The sequence below is a fragment of the Mesorhizobium sp. WSM4845 genome, assembly GCF_055811455.1.
In genome coordinates, this window is sequence record NZ_JBVVQA010000001.1 from 247536 (window position 1) to 263270 (window position 15735).

At 61.9% G+C, this 15735-nt stretch carries 15 protein-coding genes; 9 read left to right on the plus strand and 6 right to left on the minus strand.

Annotated features, from left to right (window positions below; translation table 11 throughout):
• Positions 1–255 precede the first annotated feature (255 nt).
• From AC0L2C_RS01110 to AC0L2C_RS01135, 6 genes are all read right to left on the minus strand, one after another.
• Positions 256–774, minus strand: a complete 519-nt coding sequence (locus tag AC0L2C_RS01110) for a hypothetical protein (RefSeq protein WP_473522501.1) — start codon at positions 772–774, stop codon at positions 256–258.
• Between the two features lie 315 nt (positions 775–1089).
• Positions 1090–1581, minus strand: a complete 492-nt coding sequence (locus tag AC0L2C_RS01115) for a hypothetical protein (RefSeq protein ID WP_473522502.1) — start codon at positions 1579–1581, stop codon at positions 1090–1092.
• Between the two features lie 112 nt (positions 1582–1693).
• Positions 1694–3934, minus strand: a complete 2241-nt coding sequence (locus tag AC0L2C_RS01120) for an AGE family epimerase/isomerase (RefSeq protein ID WP_473522503.1) — start codon at positions 3932–3934, stop codon at positions 1694–1696.
• Positions 3931–5106, minus strand: a complete 1176-nt coding sequence (locus tag AC0L2C_RS01125; RefSeq protein WP_473522504.1) for a glycosyltransferase family 4 protein — start codon at positions 5104–5106, stop codon at positions 3931–3933. The genes AC0L2C_RS01120 and AC0L2C_RS01125 overlap by 4 nt, the downstream gene beginning before the upstream one ends.
• Entirely contained in the window at positions 5103–6167 is a 1065-nt protein-coding gene (locus tag AC0L2C_RS01130) for an NAD-dependent epimerase/dehydratase family protein (RefSeq protein ID WP_473522505.1), read from the minus strand. The genes AC0L2C_RS01125 and AC0L2C_RS01130 overlap by 4 nt, the downstream gene beginning before the upstream one ends.
• Complete coding sequence (locus tag AC0L2C_RS01135; protein WP_287374728.1) at positions 6082–6906, minus strand: class I SAM-dependent methyltransferase; 825 nt, start codon at positions 6904–6906, stop codon at positions 6082–6084. The genes AC0L2C_RS01130 and AC0L2C_RS01135 overlap by 86 nt, the downstream gene beginning before the upstream one ends.
• Positions 6907–7600: 694 nt before the next feature.
• On the opposite strand from AC0L2C_RS01135, the gene AC0L2C_RS01140 reads away from it, so the two are divergent.
• From AC0L2C_RS01140 to AC0L2C_RS01180, 9 genes are all read left to right on the plus strand, one after another.
• Positions 7601–8212: a cupin domain-containing protein gene (locus AC0L2C_RS01140; RefSeq protein WP_128167641.1), complete on the plus strand. Its 612-nt coding sequence runs from the start codon at positions 7601–7603 to the stop codon at positions 8210–8212.
• Positions 8213–8330: 118 nt separating this feature from the next.
• The gene (locus AC0L2C_RS01145) at positions 8331–9269 is read left to right on the plus strand and encodes an ABC transporter substrate-binding protein (protein WP_473522506.1); all 939 of its coding nucleotides are present in this window, start codon (positions 8331–8333) and stop codon (positions 9267–9269) included.
• Between the two features lie 73 nt (positions 9270–9342).
• Positions 9343–10140, plus strand: coding sequence for an ATP-binding cassette domain-containing protein (locus AC0L2C_RS01150; protein WP_473522507.1), 798 nt, complete (start codon positions 9343–9345; stop codon positions 10138–10140).
• On the plus strand, positions 10137–11147 hold the full coding sequence (locus tag AC0L2C_RS01155; protein WP_473522508.1) for an ABC transporter permease: 1011 nt from the start codon (positions 10137–10139) through the stop codon (positions 11145–11147). Before AC0L2C_RS01150 ends, AC0L2C_RS01155 begins: the two co-directional genes overlap by 4 nt.
• A gap of 4 nt (positions 11148–11151) precedes the next feature.
• On the plus strand, positions 11152–12243 hold the full coding sequence (locus tag AC0L2C_RS01160; RefSeq protein ID WP_473522509.1) for a phosphotriesterase family protein: 1092 nt from the start codon (positions 11152–11154) through the stop codon (positions 12241–12243).
• A gap of 37 nt (positions 12244–12280) precedes the next feature.
• A complete protein-coding gene (locus AC0L2C_RS01165; protein WP_236388019.1) occupies positions 12281–13051 on the plus strand; it encodes a glutamine amidotransferase in 771 nt (256 codons plus the stop codon).
• A 3-nt stretch (positions 13052–13054) separates the two neighbouring features.
• Entirely contained in the window at positions 13055–13963 is a 909-nt protein-coding gene (locus AC0L2C_RS01170) for a PfkB family carbohydrate kinase (RefSeq protein ID WP_473522510.1), read from the plus strand.
• On the plus strand, positions 13960–14790 hold the full coding sequence (locus AC0L2C_RS01175) for a BtpA/SgcQ family protein (RefSeq protein WP_287061444.1): 831 nt from the start codon (positions 13960–13962) through the stop codon (positions 14788–14790). The genes AC0L2C_RS01170 and AC0L2C_RS01175 overlap by 4 nt, the downstream gene beginning before the upstream one ends.
• A 417-nt stretch (positions 14791–15207) precedes the next feature.
• Entirely contained in the window at positions 15208–15687 is a 480-nt protein-coding gene (locus tag AC0L2C_RS01180; RefSeq protein WP_473522511.1) for a Fic family protein, read from the plus strand.
• The last annotated feature ends 48 nt before the right edge of the window (positions 15688–15735 follow it).

Here is a 15735-nt window from a genome sequence, read left to right on the forward strand (position 1 = left end):
GTGGCCACACTGAAGCAACGTGACGATTTCTCCCGAATAAAAGGTAAATGCGCCACCCGCACGATAGCGAATGACGCATTCGTCAAGTCCATACAATGCGGCAGATGCCAGATTCAAGCTATTCGCTGACAGCGAGCGGTATGGTGAATGAATTCCATCAACACCTCCAGCTCCAGCCAGTGCGCGAAGGCACTGCGGCACCGGCAATACAGCAGAGGGAGTCACACGCCCCTGCTATATTGTCTACTGGGCGGCTTAAGGGCTGACGCCGCCGCCGCCTTTGCCGTCATCCTGCGTTGCAGCAAGGATACCAGCCGCACCTGCCATGCCGCCAAAAATAAAGAGCGGAGTGTTGGACCGGTTGTTGTCGCCCGGGGGAATCTGACCCGTATGCTCGGAACTAACGGCGCCAGCCGTCTGCTCGGAGCCCACAACTTTCAGGCAGATATTATTCTCGACACGAGAAATGTCGAGGCTTGAATTCGCAGGCACATCCAGGTTGCAGCCACCGACATTAACAGAGGCCGCCCCCTTGGCACCGACCACTATGCGGCTGCCGAAATCCAGCGCATTTCCTGCTTTTGCCGGGCCATAGCCGGCGGCTTGCGAAACCATTACGTCGCCATTGGCCTGCCCGATGGAACCAATCGAACTCGCCGCTCCCTGATAGGGTGTCATGCAGGTGCAAGACGCATCCTGAGCGAAAGACGAAACCGGGCTGAAACCGATCGAGGCGACAATTCCGGCCAAAGCAACTTTTACAGTGAGGTTCATTCGTTTCGATCCTTTTTGTCCCGCCGTACCTCGGCCCCGGGCACCAAGGTATTGATCATGCGCGTAACAGCTTTTTGCGTTGATTCCAACATGCTACGCAGGTGCGAGATGATTTTTTGGTTTCTCATGTGTTTCATTGGACACACTCGCTTGCCGGATTTGATTCTACCATTTTCGCGCCGGCCCCCTATGGAACTTGTCGGAAAGGCAAGTTTATTTGGTGGCGTTTGAGGGCCATCGCGCCGATGCTTTGGTATAGGGATTGTGGACGACTCTGTTTAACGTGGGGCGTTATCGCACATTCTGTCTTTCGTTTTATAACAGGCAGTCGGCGTGAACTATGAGCCTGACAGGCAAGATTTGTAGGTCGAACCTGCCTGCGCCGGCTGTCCGCACAAGATGCCGTTCTCGGCAAGTTTGGCGGCCAAATCCGCGCCATCGGACGTGAGGCACAACGATGGCATCACCGAACTTCGAGGCGACATTGCCGTCGCAAGGCGTCCCCATGCCGACCGGCTTGCAAGTCAGGGCGAGCCCCTGGTAGTCCCGGCGCGCCGCGTCCGTTACGATGGCACGCAGAGATTGAGGCTTGGTAAACGCCACGCCGCATAGCACAATTTTGCGGTTGCCGACGCGAAGATCATCGACCGCCTGGATGAAAAGCTTGCCATCAAACGGCTCTATCGCGGCTTGTGGCTTTGGCGGTGGGGGGCGACGGGGCGTCCCTTTTTCCACGATGATGGCAAAGAAGCCAACCGCAAACGCCAGGGCAAGGAGTGCCAAAAAGCTTAGTTTGTTGAACGACAAAATCCTCACTCCCGCCGCTGCCAAGCATGTCTCTATCACCTCTGGCGGAGACGTCCGGACGACTTATCGTCGCCTGGCATCCATTTTAATCGAAGAAATTTCGTCAACTGCCCTATCGTGCTTCGCCGGCGGTGCTGTCAAGATATTGGGTCAGCGCGCAAACCAGATGATAAAAGATGCTTGCCGGCACATCGGTCGCCAGCGAGCGGCCTCGCTCGTCGATCCGGTCTATCCACAGGCCGAGCGGCGCCGGATTGATGTGCCAGCGGAACAGGCGGCCGACACGCGCTTCGATCTCGGGCTTGAGGTCGGGGCCGCCCGAACCGTCCAGTGCAATCGCCGCCTTGATTGCTTCCGCCTGCGGCCAACTGCGCGAGACAAGGTCGAGCGGCAAGCCTTGCCGCGAGACGGCGCCATAGGCGAGGCCGGTGGCGCGATTGAGGCCGTTGGCGATGGCCGACGCATAGAGCTTTCTGGCAAAGCCGGCCAGGTCACTCTGGCCGCTGCGCCCGGTGAAGTCGACCAGCAGCGAGGCCCATTCGAAATGGTGGCCGGGTTCCGTCCAGGCACCTTTCTCGCCCTCCGCCGGCCTCCACTCGGCATCGAAATACTCGCCTAGCGTCCAGCTTTCCGGATCGAAGAAATGGCTGCGAAACAGATCGACGATGCGCGCGGCGCGACGAAGATAGGCGAGCTCGCCGGTCGCCTGATGCCAGGCCAGAAAAGCCTCGAGCAGATGCATGTGCGGGTTGGAACGGCGTTCGCCCACGCCGCTCGACGTTTCGAGAAAGCCGGTCATGCGGTGGTCCTCGAGATGCGCGTCGAGGAACGAAAACGTTTCTGCGGCAAGCCGCAATGCATCAGGATTGCCGACCATATGGGCATGCGCCAGCGCCAGCAGCACGCAGGAATGATCATAGGCATCCTCGGCTGCGTCGGCGACCGTGCCGTCGACATTGAGCGTGCGCACCCAGCCGCCATTGTCGGTGCGGCCGTTCCTGGCCATGAATTCGAGGCCGTGGCCGATCAACCGGTCGGCGGGCCCGTCCCAGCCGCGCGCCCTGGCGACAGCGAAGGCGTAGACTTGCCTGGCCATGGTGCGCATGCGCTTGGGCTTCTTCAGCGGTGTGGCGTCAAAGCCGAGCGCCTCGTGAAAACCGCCATGGCGCTCATCGACCCCGACCGTCGACCATAGCGGCACCGTCTCTTCAAACAGCCAGTGGTGCACACGACGGCGCCAGGCGCCGCTTTCGATGACGCGGTCGTCGGCGGGCGTGAACCTGGTTTCCAGCCGGCCGCTCTTTTCGAGCTGCTCGACGATCTTCTTGACGTTCTGGCTGCGGCTGACCGGGGCGACGAAGGTGGCATCGGCGGTCGAGACGATGGCAACGTCCTTCAAGCCAATGGCCGAGAGCAGGCGACTGTCGCTGCGGATGTAGGAGTTCTCGCAGTCGATGGCGACGACATCGCCGACGATGACATTGCCGTCATTGTCGGAGGGGCCGACATCGAGCAGCGATTGCCAGGAACCGAGATCGTTCCAGCGGAAGCCGGCCGGCACCATGGCGATATGGCTGGCGCGCTCCATGATCGCATAGTCGATCGACGTCGACGGAATGGCGGCGTAGAGTTCCAGAGGCATATAGAGACCGGAAAGATCTGACGTCGCCGCCTGATAGGCATTTTCGGTGGCCTTCCAGATTTCGGGCTCGAAAGCCGTGAAGGCGTCGCGCATGGCGCTGGCGCGAAACAGGAAGATGCCGGTGTTCCAGTAGAAGTTGCCGGCCGCCAGATAGCTCCGCGCGGTCGCGAGGTCCGGTTTCTCGACGAAACGCGAGACATCGCAGATGCCATCCTTCTCGCCGGCGATCTCGATATAGCCGTAACCGGTTTCGGGGTGGCCGGGCTTGATGCCGAATACCACCAGCCGGCCGGCACGCGTCGCCGCGGTGCCGTTTTCCACGCTCTGCCAGAATTGTCGCGCGGTCGTGATCTCATGATCGGACGGCACCACCAGCACCAGGCTGTCGCCAAATTCGGAGAGGGTTCGCAGGGTCGCCAAGGCGACGGCGGCGGCGGTGTTGCGTCCGGTCGGCTCGAACAAGGGGCCGCCGCCGGAAAGGTCGATGCCGGCGAGATCGGCGTGGACGCGGTCGGCGTGCCGCTCCGAGGCGATCAGGAAGACCGGCGTTTCGCCGTCCGGCCGCGCCGTCAGCCGCCGCAGCGTCTTGACCAGCATCGAGCCATCGCCGGAAAAATCATGGAACTGCTTGGGATTGTCCTCGCGCGACAGCGGCCACAGCCGTGAGCCAATACCGCCGCTCATGACAAAACTGACGATCCGCTCGGTCATGGGGTAACACCTCTGGCATTTTCGAACAAAGCAAGGAGCGCTGCGGCATAGTCTCGGCGGCGCATTTGTTGCCGACTTTGCAGCGCGGCGACACTGTCGCGGGCCAAGCGGGGGCGCCGCCCAGCTTCGAGGAGACGCTGTGCCAGCGCTTTCGCACTATCGGGTGCGAAGAAGAGCGATTCCGGCGCCTGCTCGCGATGCAGTGGAATGTCGGACAGCAGCATCGGCGTGCCCAGCGACTTCGCTTCCTCGACCGTGGTCGACCACCCCTCGAAGTGCGAAGGATTCAGAAGGTAGTCAGCAGCGCCGGTCAGGGCGACGACATCGTCATAGGGAATCAAGCCGAGGTGTCGAAAATGGCTTCCAAGTCCATCTGTTTCAGCAAGGCCCATCAGACGCCTGAAAAATGTCGGATCGCGGGGATCCGTGGTGCGGCCGGAGAGGATTACCGGCGGCAAGGAGGCCAGCGCTCCGATCTGGTTTATATGCTTCAATGCCTCTATGACCAGCCTGTGGTTCTTGTGGACCCAGAACTGATTGGGGAGATAGAAGAAACGCCCGGGCAGCCCATGCGCCTGGCGCGCCTCATCGGCACGCGCCAGGATGGCGCCTGGATCGAGATCGATAGCGAAGCGTACGACGGCGGTCTTGTTGCGCGAGGCTGGATAGAATGTTTCGCAGTCCGCCAGCGCATCCCCACTCGAGAGCATTATGGTGCGATTCCCGGACGTCTGCAGGCGGTAGCCGAGATCCCTGCGCCACCAGGCGCTGCGCGGAAAGAGGTGCGGCAGGCGACGGTGCTGGAAATCCGGAATCCAGGAAACAACCGGTATTGGAAACCGGTTGCCGAACCACTGGGCGACTTCAAACACAACATCGATACCTTGCGCAGCGACAAGGTCCGCGAAGGCACGGTCACTTCCGCCAGCGAGTGCGATCAGCCCTCGCCTGCCGAGGCCGGCGCCCGTGACCCGGTTATCAACGATAGCGGGTGCGGCCAACATATGATCGAAGGACGCGCCAATGCTTGAATGCTGCTCGGGTGTGAGAAACAGTTTCGCCTGCACCTTGCCACGCAGCTCGGAGGCGACGACGCTCAGCATGTTGCGTAGATAGGACTCGCCGCCTGACCAAGTTCCGCGGCCGATGAGAGTGAAGCCGACGGTAATCAAGGCGCGGAGCGTCGCAAATGGCCGACCGGCTCGGCGAGAATTTCAGCGCGATACCAATCGACATAGCCAGCAATGCCCCTGCTGAGCGGCACCCGCAACTGAAGCCCATCCGGGACGCCGGATTGATCCGAGATCAGATTGACAGGGTCGCCCCGACGAGATTTTCCAGAAAACGAGAGGCGATGGTTCCCTCCCCAGGCCTCCAGAACCATGCTGGAAATCGTGCTGACGGGTGCAGCAGCGCCCGCACCGCCATTATAGATGGCGAAGCGCGGTTCGCCGGCAGGCAAAATTTGATGGATCAACCGCACAACGTCCGAGATATGGTGCCAATCCCTCATTTCCGTACCCGTGCCGCCAAGCACAATGTCGGTTTCGCCTGCCGCGAGCCTGCCGCAGAGATCCCAGAGCAGTTGCTTGCGCAATCCTTCTCCATAGACCGAAAAGAGGCGAGCCACCGAGACCGGCTGGCCGTATGCGGCACAATACGACCGGCCAAGCTCCTCAACCATTCGCTTGTGATGACCATAAGGTGAGTACGGCTCGAGTGCGGCATCGACGCTGATGGGGCCGAAGTGGCCGCCGCCATAGACGGCGGCGGAGGACGCCAGAACGACTGAGGCATCGGGTGCGTGGCGACGCAGGAAATCGAGGACACAAGCCGCGGAAACGACGCTTTGTTCAAAATCCTTCAGCGGATCGGCAATCGACTGCCCGACGGTAGCGCCGCCTGCCAGATGGTAAACGGCTGCCGGTCGGCCGTGTACGGCCAGAGCCGCGTCCATCGTTTGCGCGGTCACTCCGCCGGAAAAGAATGCGCCGCCGGTCGCCGCCGCGAACCCAGGGGCTTCGCTTCGGCCGAAGCCGAGGACATGATGGCCTTCTCCGGCAAGAAATCGCGATAAATGCAGGCCAATGAAGCCGCCGGCTCCAGTCACCCAAACAGGCCTCGCCTCTTTCAGCTGCGCCACCAGATCAGCCCTTCCCTTGCTTGTAGCAAAGGAAAGAGACCAGGCGCCCAGGCCGGCGGTCCAGCAATGCCGCTGCTCGGGCAACGGCACCGAAAGGCAGTGGAGACAGGGCCGTGCGGACCAGCCCTGACACTGGGCCGAAGACTGCCGCGAGCCTTTCGCGAATTTCGGAAGCCGTCATCGGGTCATAGTTCACAACCGATTGGAAAGAGTTCATTTCGCGATCGATCGTAAGCCCCGCCCCCTGCAACGCAGCGCGGTAGGCCGCCAGCGTGAAAGCGTTCTCCCCGCCGTAGAGGTGATGCAGCGGATGAGAGCGCAGAAACGGTTCCAGCTGTTGCGGCCCGGATATCACATGGTCGCGCAATGACAGGAACGTCGCGCCCTCGCGAGAGAGGCGCGCAACCTCACCGCAGAACGCCGGAAGGTCATGCGCGTGATGCAGCACTTGCCTGGCGACGACCAGGTCATAGCCGGCGGCGGTCAACGGGATAGCCTCGCCGAACGCTTCGATCACATCGATGCGCGTGCCTGTTTTGTCGGCAAGCGTCCGGATTGCGGCGGCACCGACAAGGGCGCTGGGATCGGGCTCGACGGCGGTTACCGACCAGCCCTCGCGCGCCAGGGCATAGGAGAGGATGCCATTGCCGGCGCCAAGGTCGAGAGCACGGCCGACCTTGCGCGGGATCATGCTGCGAACCGCATCGAACTCTGCGCTTTCATGATAGCGCTGCGCGGCCACGACCGGATCGTCGAAATAGGCGGCGCGGGCGAGCTCGTTCATCGAAGGCTCGCTCATGCACCAGCGGACGGCGTCTTCCCAAGTCATGGCCGCTTCAGGCATCGAGAGAAACCATATGCTGGATCAATCCCCGTGGTTTTCCGGCAACAACTGCGTGAGGCGGCACGTTCTTGGTCACAACGATCTCGCTCTCCCGTCGATATCTCGGATACGCCCACAACAGCCGCCATCAATGCTCAGCTCGACGAGCGCGACAACGCTTTCGCGTCACAGGCTTGCATGCTTTCCCGTCCGTCATTCAAGGCAGGTTGTTTCCGGCGCTCGTGAGACGTAATACGCTGCCCATCGCCTCAAAGCGGCACATCGTCGATCACACTTCGGCCAGGACGTTATTCCAGCGAACAGCTACGCTACCGTCTGTTGCCTCGTCAAGTTCAGATCACGAGAATTCGAATCGCGCGAATTTCGTCCGCGCAAAACGCCCTTGCACCCCTTATCTGCATTGAGTCTCCGCCGAGCGCCTGTCTTGAGGATTGCCTCGGGCCGGCGTATAAACCAGCCCTGCGAACATCGGGAGCAGCGCTTTCTGTTCCAGTCGGCGCCGGGTTCGATCGAGGGACGGCCGATGCCGCTGTGGACGGCGAGTGTTCGACGCTCGGTTGCTATCCGTGCTATCAAAAACCGGTCGGGACCCGGCCAGCTCGAAATTGACAGCTTGCAAATCGGTCGCGGCTGTCTTTTGCTCGCGCGACAGTTGTCCCGTTGAATGGTTGGCGAACGGATGAACAAAATCGATCGGCGACGGCCGGAGTCCGACGCGGACGCCACCGTAAATGCCGCGCGGCTTGGAACGCGGTTGCGCCTCGCCCGCCAGACGCGGGGCATGACGCTGAAGACGCTGGCGACAGCTGCGCACTGCTCTGAGAGCCTTTTGTCCAAGATCGAGAACGGCAAGGCTTCGCCATCGCTGCCGATGCTTCACCGCCTGGTCGAGGCTCTGGAGACCAATATCGGCTGGATGTTCGAACAGGTCGACGACGACGAGGCGATCGTGTTCCGCGCCGGCGCGCGGCCATTGATCTCGCTCGACGCACTGAGGCGCGGCGAGGGCATCTCGCTCGAACGCATCATTCCATATTCGCCCGGACACCTGCTGCAGTGCAACATCCATCATATCGAGGCAGACGGCGAGAGCGAAGGTCCCATCCAGCATGTCGGCGAGGAAGTCGGCTACGTGCTTGCCGGCCGAATCAAGCTGATCGTCGATGGCAAGAGCCATGATCTCGCCACCGGCGATGCGTTCGTATTCAGGTCGGAGCTACCTCACCATTACCGCAACATCGGCAAGGAGAGAGCCAGCATTTTTTGGGTCAACACACCGGCGACCTTCTGACGGGCGCTGAAAGATCAAATCCGTTGACAAATATTCAAGTCTCTTGAATGTTTGCCTTGTGCCTGTAGCACCAACGGCCAGCCTGACAGGTTTGGCCCGCAAGCAAGGGGAACCGTAAATGCGTCCGTTCAAACTTCTCTTCCGTTGCGCCGCCGTCCTGGCCTTCTGCTCGACAGCGATGGGATCGGCGTTCGCCGATACGTTCGCTCTCGTCAACATCAACCAGCAGGCCCTGTTCTTCAACCAGATCAACGAGGGCGCGCAGAAGGCGGCCGACGCCGCCGGCGCCAAGCTGGTCATCTTCAATGCCAACAACGTGCCGAGCGCGCAAAACGACGCGATCGAGAACTACATCACACAAAAGGTCGACGGCATCATTCTGGTCGCCATCGACGTCAATGGCGTCAAGCCTGCAATCACCGCCGCGAAGGCGGCCGGCATCCCGGTGATCGCCATCGACGCGCAGATTCCCGACGGCGACAACGTTGCGTTCATCGGCGTCGACAACACCAAGGCCGGCGAGGATATCGGCAAATTCTACGCCGACTATGTGAAGTCGGAGATGGGCGGCACTGCCAAGATCGGCATTGTCGGCGCGCTCAATTCGTTCATCCAGAACCAGCGGCTCGACGGTTTCAAGAAGGCGGTCACCGACAGCGGCCTGGCGATCACCTTCCTCGACACGGTCGACGGCCAGAATGTCCAGGAGACCGCAATGAGCGCTTCGGAAAATTTGATGACCGCCAATCCGGACATGACGACGCTCTATGCGACCGGCGAGCCGGCGTTGCTCGGTGCTGTTTCGGCCGTGACCAGCCAAGGCCGCACCGGCGACGTCAAGGTGTTCGGCTGGGACCTGACCAAGCAGGTCGTTCAGGGCATCGACGATGGTTGGGTGGTGGCAGTCGTCCAGCAGGACCCGGCCGGCGAAGGCAAGGCCGCTGTCGAAGCATTGGTCAAGCTCAAGAAGGGCGAAACGGTCGAGCCGATCATCAATATTCCGGTGACGATCGTGACCAAGGACAACGTCGAACAGTACCGCGCGATGTTTCAGTAGACTGCATCGATGACCCGTCCGCGGCGCCGCGAAGGGCTACGCCGCGGACGCTTGCAATCCCGTGGGATCCAAGATGAGCAGTGGCGAGACCTATCGGGTGCGGATGAGCGGCGTCTCAAAGCGCTACAATGCCATTCAGACGCTCGATAACGTGTCGCTGGTGCTGAGGCCGGGCGAGGTCCTGGGGCTGGTTGGCGACAATGGCGCCGGGAAGTCGACGTTGAGCAAGGTGCTGTCGGGAGCGGTGGTTCCCGATGCCGGCACGATCGAGATCGATGGAACGCCGGTGACCTTCACTTCGCCGGCGGACGCGCGTGCGGCGCGCGTCGAGATGGTCTATCAGGATCTGTCGCTCTGCGACACGGTCGACGTCGCCGGCAATCTCTTTCTCGGCCGCGAGCCGCGCCGCCGCATCGCCGGCATTTCCTTTCTCGACAAGAAGCGCATGCATGAGCAAACGCGCCAGATGCTCGACCGTCTCGGCATCGTTATATCAGACACGCGGCTCAAGGTCGAAAACCTGTCCGGCGGACAGCGACAGTCGATCGCGATCGGCCGCGCCGCCTCGTTCGAGCCGTCCGTGCTGATCATGGATGAGCCGACGGCGGCGCTCGCCGTCGCCGAGGTCGAGGCTGTGCTGGACCTGATCCGCACCGTCAGCGCCCGCGGCGTCAGTGTCATCCTGATCACCCACCGGCTTCAGGATCTGTTCCTCGTATGCGACCGCATTCAGGTCATGTACGAAGGACGCAACGTCGCCGAGCGACTGATCGGCGAAACCAATATCGAGGATGTCGTCAACCTGATCGTGGGCCGCAAGTTCAACGCTCGTTCGGCCACCAACGCCTATCGCGATGGAGCGCCAGCATGAGCGAAGCGACTTCGACCCGCTCCGCGCAGTCTCGAAGGGTCCGCGAATCCACGTGGCGAGATGCGGTGCTCGCCAACGGCAGTGTCGTGTCGATCGCGCTGTTCTTTCTTATCGTTAGCGTCATCTTCTCGGTGGCGACGGACGCCTTTCTGACGTCGCCCAACCTGCTGAACATCCTGCGCCAGTCGGCACCGCTGCTGATCGTCGCCGCGGCGATGACCTTCGTCATCACCACCGGCGGCATCGACCTTTCGGTCGGCTCCGTGCTGGCACTGGTGGCAACGCTGTCGGCGACGCTGCTGCAACTGGGTTTGCCATGGCCGCTGGTCATCCTCGCCATGCTTGCGCTGGGCGCCTTGCTTGGTGCGGTGCAGGGCTATTTCGTCGCTTATGAGGGCATCCCGGCCTTCATCGTCACGCTTGCCGGCCTTTCGGTGATCCGCGGCGTGGCGCTGCTGATCACCGGCGGCTACTCGATCCCCATCGAGCCGGGCAGCCCTTTCACGGTGCTGGGCCGCGCCTGGTTGCTTGGCGTGCCGGCGCCGGCGCTGATCGCGCTGGCGATGCTGGCGATCGCCTATATCGCCTTCAACGAGACGCCGTTCGGCCGCTACGTGACCGGCATCGGCGCCAACGCCGAAGCGGTCAGGCGCGCCGGCGTGAACACGCGGCTGACGACGCTTTTCGTTTACGTGATTTCCGCCGCCGCGGCAGCTCTTGCGGGGATCATCATTGCTGCCCGGCTCGGATCCGGATCGTCGAATGCCGGACAAGGATTTGAACTCGAAGTGATCGCTGCCGTCGTGCTTGGCGGCACCAGCCTGTTCGGCGGCCGCGGAACGATCGTCGGCACCGTTCTCGGCGCGCTTACCGTGGCCGTCATCGGCAATGGCCTGATCCTGGCGCATCTGTCGCCTTTCCTGACGCCGATCGTCACCGGAACGATCATCCTGATCGCCATCTGGCTGAACTTCCGCCTGTTCCGCGGCGCCGTGCGGAGCCGTTGAGCCCATGAGTGATCTTTTCGATGACGCGGCTCCCAGGCAGAGGCTGGCGATCGGAGTCGAAACCGGTCATGTGATGACCGTGCTCGGCCCCGTTCCGGTCGAAGAAATGGGCGTCACGCTGATGCACGAGCACATCTTGCTCGACGGTGCGCGCAGCTGGAAATGTCCCTGTCATCCCGACGACATGGCGCTCGCCGAGCAGCCGGTGAACATTGAGATCATCGGCGAATTGCGCATGAACCCTTACGTCAATCGCGACAATGTTTCGCTCGATGACAGTGACCTGGCGCTGTCTGAGCTGCAACGCTATCGCGCGCTCGGCGGCCACACCGTCGTCGACGCGACCAATATCGGCATCGGCCGCGAGCCGGAAAAGCTCGCCCGCATCAGTCGCATGTCCGGCCTGAAGATCGTCATGGGCACCGGCTTCTATCTGGAGCACACCCATCCCGAATGGCTGAAGGCGATGGATGTCGACGCGGTGACCGAGTTCATCGTCAACGACGTCGGCGGCGGCGAGACGCAGCCGCCGATCCTGGCCGGCCTGATCGGCGAGATCGGCGTCAGCAAGGATTTTACTTCGGAGGAACGAAAGTCGTTGCGAGCTTCGGCGCGGGCCTCGCGCATCACCGGCCTGCCGCTGTCGATCCATCTGCCCGGCTGGGAGCGGCTGGCGCACGAGGTGCTCGATGTCGTGGAGGCCGAGGGCGCCGATCTTCGCCACACTGTGCTCTGTCACATGAACCCGAGCCACAATGATCTCGACTACCAGACAAGCCTCGCCCGGCGCGGCGCGTTCCTGGAATACGACATGATCGGCATGGACTATTATTATGCCGATCAGGACGCGCAATCGCCCTCCGACGAAGAGAACGCGCGGGCAATCGCCACACTTGTCGAGGCCGGCTTCGGCGATCGCCTGCTCTTGTCGCAGGATGTGTTCCTCAAGATCATGCTGACCCGCTTCGGCGGTTTCGGCTACGGCTACATCCTCAAGCATTTCATACCGCGCCTGAAACGGCATAGCGTCGAGCAGCCAGCCATCGACCGCATGCTTATCGCCAATCCGAAAGCCGTGTTCTCGCGGCAGAATTAGGCCCAGACTTACGGCTGAGACTTACGACGGAGTTCAAATGTCCAAGAAAAAGATCCTGCTTGCCGGTGAATCCTGGGTGTCGACCGCCACCCATATCAAAGGCTTCGACCAGTTTCCGACGGTCACCTACCACACCGGGGCGGACGAATTGCTGACGGCGCTGAAAGCGACCGACTTCGACGTGACCTTCATGCCGGCGCATGAAGCACAGCGCAGCTTTCCGCAAACAATGGAGGCGCTTTCGGCCTATGACGCGGTGGTGCTCTCCGACATCGGCGCCAACACGCTGCTTCTGCATCCCGACACCTGGGTTCACTCCAAGCCGACGCCGAACCGCCTGCGGCTGCTGCGCGATTATGTGCGCGATGGCGGCGGGCTTTTGATGTTCGGCGGCTACTACAGTTTCCAGGGCATCAATGGCGGCGCGCGCTACCGCAAGACGCCGGTCGAGGAGGCGCTGCCGGTGAACTGCCTCGCCTTCGACGACCGCGTCGAGGTGCCGGAAGGGTTTTCGCCTGTCCTGAAAGCCTCCTCGGACCATCCGATCCTCAGGGGTCTCGGTTCGGACTGGCCAGTCCTGCTCGGCTTCAACGAGGTGACGCTGAAAGACGGGGCGGAAGTCCTGGCAACCGTGTCGTCGGATTATGACTCGCTGCCGCTGCTCGTCACCGGCCACTATGGCAAGGGCCGCACTGTGGCCTGGACGTCCGATGTCGGGCCACATTGGCTGCCACCGGAGTTCATCGCCTGGAAAGGCTACAAAACCCTGTTCGAGCAGATGCTGAGCTGGGCGATCGGTGAGAGCTGAGCGATGCATGTCCATGTCGTCGGCAATGCCTGCGTCGACACGATTTTTCGCGTCGGCCGCTTCCCTGCTGCCGGCGAGACTTTGAACGCCAGCAGCTACGCCGACGGCCTCGGCGGCAAGGGAGCAAACCAGGCGGTTGCCGCCGCGCGCACGGGGGCTGCGGTAACGTTTTGGACGGCGCTCGGCAAGGACCGCGCAGGCGCATGGATCAGGAGCCGCCTCGACAGGGAGTTGTCTGACCTCGAGGCGATTGAATTCGACCTGCCAAGCGACCGCTCGACCATCGTCATTGGGGCCGGCGGCGAGAACTTCATCGTCAGCGGCGTCGCCTGCAGCGAGGCGTTCGATCCGATCGCACAAACCGCACTTGCGGGCCGAATCGCGTTTGGCGACATCGTTGTCTGCCAAGGAAACTTGCGAGGCGCCGCGATAGATGCCTGCCTGCGGGCAGCACAGGAAAATGGCGCACGCACCGTCCTGAACGCCAGCCCTATCGATGCGGCGGCTCTGCCTGACTTCGGCCTGGCGCAGGTGTTGGTGGTGAATCAATCCGAGGCGAAAGCACTGACCGGCCAGCGTGACATGGCAGCCGCAGCCGACGTGCTGGCGGCCAAAGGCGCCGGGACCGTCGTGATCACACTTGGCGCGGAAGGTTGTCTCGTGCTTGACCCGGACCAGGGAGGATCGCTTCGGTTGCCGGCGCCACATGTCGAGGCGCGCGACACCAGCGGCGCCGGCGATGTCTTTTGCGGCTGTCTGGCCGGCGGGTTTGCTAAGGGAATGTCGGTTGCCCCAGCGCTGAAGTTCGCGCTCGCGGCTGCCGCAATTGCGGTGACTCGCCCGGGCACGTTGATATCCTGTCCTTCCGCGTCTGAAATGGCGGCGCTCATCGATCAAACGGAGCTCTCATGACCCAACTCGGTCAATCAGGCGGCGACGCGCTCGTAGACCTTTTCGGCCGCACCAAGGTGGTAATCGGCGTCGTTCACCTGTCGCCGCTTCCCGGCGCGCCGCGCTATGACGGCGAGGCGGTCGAGGCGATCTATCAGCGCGGTTTGGACGATGCGAGGTCTTATCTCGATGGCGGATGCGACGGCGTGATCGTCGAGAACCATGGCGACATCCCGTTTGCCAAACCTGACGATATCGGACCGGAAACAGCGGCCTATATGGCGGTTATTTCCGACCGTATCCGCCGCGAGTTCGGCAAGCCGATCGGCATCAATGTGCTCGCTAACGCCGCGATCCCTGCCCTTGCGATCGCCAGCGCCTCCGGCGCGGGCTTCATCCGCGTCAATCAATGGGCGAATGCCTATGTCGCCAATGAGGGCTTTGTCGAGGGCGAGTCGGGTCGCGCAGCGCGCTATCGCGCCAAGCTGCGCGCCAACGGCATCCGCGTTTTCGCCGATGCTCATGTCAAGCACGGCGCGCACGCGATCGTTGCCGACCGCCCGGTGGAGGAACTGGTCAAGGATCTGGTCTTCTTCGACGCCGACGCCATCATTGCGACCGGTCAACGCACCGGGCACGCTGCGGATCTGAGCTATATCAGCATGATCAAAGAGGCCGCCGGCCTGCCGACGCTGGTAGGCAGCGGCGTGACGCCCGACAATGCCAACGATATCCTTTGCATCGTCGATGGGATCATCATCGCCAGTGCGCTGAAGCATGACGGCGTCTGGTGGAACCAGGTCGACCCTGCCCGAGTAAAGACCTTCATGGCCGGGCTGAGGCGATGACAAGCCATTGAGACACGCGTGAATCGAATCTATCGCTTCGCGCCCTTGGGCTTGGCTACGGAAGGGCTGACCTGCAGAGCCCATCCGGCTGCTCGAAGCTGCGGGGCTTCGAATGGAGGCGACGACCGGTTCGCCGCAAACGGCTGAAGGAATCAATCGAGAACCGTCGACGAAGACACGCGGACAACTCGCCCGGGCAAGCGGTTCGTTTGCGATGGCGCGACCGTCTGGCGCCGCTCGGCAACTTATGATTTCCAGGAGCCAGTCGCGCCCTGCCCGGCCGCCCACTTGGGACATTTCGGGTTCGCGGCTTGATCGCCGGCCTGAGATCGGCAACCGATATCGGCAATTGTGCTGACTTATGGCCTCAAATGCCTTACATTGCAGGTGATTGAGAGACGATTGAGATCGGCAAGAATGCTTGAAACACCTACCCGCATTGAGCCGCTGTTTTTTGACGACGCGGTACCGACCGTCCTGGCCGATCTCGCGATCGAGACGCAAAAGGCGGCCGATGAACTCGGACGAGCCCTGCATGCGGAATCGGCTGCCGAGCTGGCCGATCTCGTGCGCGTCATGAATTCTTACTATTCGAATTTGATCGAAGGTCACAAAACCCGACCTCGGGACATCGAGAGTGCATTGGCCGGAGCCGAGATTGACCCTGAACGCCGATCTCTCGCCTTGGAGGCCAAGGCGCATGTCGAAGTTCAGAGGATGATTGACGGCCTCGGTTTGCGTGGGGAGTTGCCGAGCCCGACTTCGATCGATTTCATCCGGCGGGTTCATCGCGTCTTCTACGACGAGATGCCGGAGGAATTCCGGTTCGTCGACAAACCCGACGGCACCAGGGCCGAGATCGTGCCTGGCGAGGTTCCGGTCGTCTCCAGAGCATGATGTTGTTGTTGGCCGCCATCAGCCGCCATCGTCTGACAGGGTGGCCTT

Excerpts from the sequence above, each read along its gene's own strand:
- AC0L2C_RS01110 (WP_473522501.1), bottom strand. The coding sequence starts at position 774 with ATGAACCTCACTGTAAAAGTTGCTTTGGCCGGAATTGTCGCCTCGATC.
- AC0L2C_RS01120 (WP_473522503.1), bottom strand. The coding sequence starts at position 3,934 with ATGACCGAGCGGATCGTCAGTTTTGTCATGAGCGGCGGTATTGGCTCA.
- AC0L2C_RS01135 (WP_287374728.1), bottom strand. The coding sequence starts at position 6,906 with ATGACTTGGGAAGACGCCGTCCGCTGGTGCATGAGCGAGCCTTCGATG.
- AC0L2C_RS01140 (WP_128167641.1), top strand. The coding sequence starts at position 7,601 with ATGAACAAAATCGATCGGCGACGGCCGGAGTCCGACGCGGACGCCACC.
- AC0L2C_RS01145 (WP_473522506.1), top strand. The coding sequence starts at position 8,331 with ATGCGTCCGTTCAAACTTCTCTTCCGTTGCGCCGCCGTCCTGGCCTTC.
- AC0L2C_RS01150 (WP_473522507.1), top strand. The coding sequence starts at position 9,343 with ATGAGCAGTGGCGAGACCTATCGGGTGCGGATGAGCGGCGTCTCAAAG.
- AC0L2C_RS01155 (WP_473522508.1), top strand. The coding sequence starts at position 10,137 with ATGAGCGAAGCGACTTCGACCCGCTCCGCGCAGTCTCGAAGGGTCCGC.
- AC0L2C_RS01160 (WP_473522509.1), top strand. The coding sequence starts at position 11,152 with ATGAGTGATCTTTTCGATGACGCGGCTCCCAGGCAGAGGCTGGCGATC.
- AC0L2C_RS01165 (WP_236388019.1), top strand. The coding sequence starts at position 12,281 with ATGTCCAAGAAAAAGATCCTGCTTGCCGGTGAATCCTGGGTGTCGACC.
- AC0L2C_RS01170 (WP_473522510.1), top strand. The coding sequence starts at position 13,055 with ATGCATGTCCATGTCGTCGGCAATGCCTGCGTCGACACGATTTTTCGC.
- AC0L2C_RS01175 (WP_287061444.1), top strand. The coding sequence starts at position 13,960 with ATGACCCAACTCGGTCAATCAGGCGGCGACGCGCTCGTAGACCTTTTC.
- AC0L2C_RS01180 (WP_473522511.1), top strand. The coding sequence starts at position 15,208 with ATGCTTGAAACACCTACCCGCATTGAGCCGCTGTTTTTTGACGACGCG.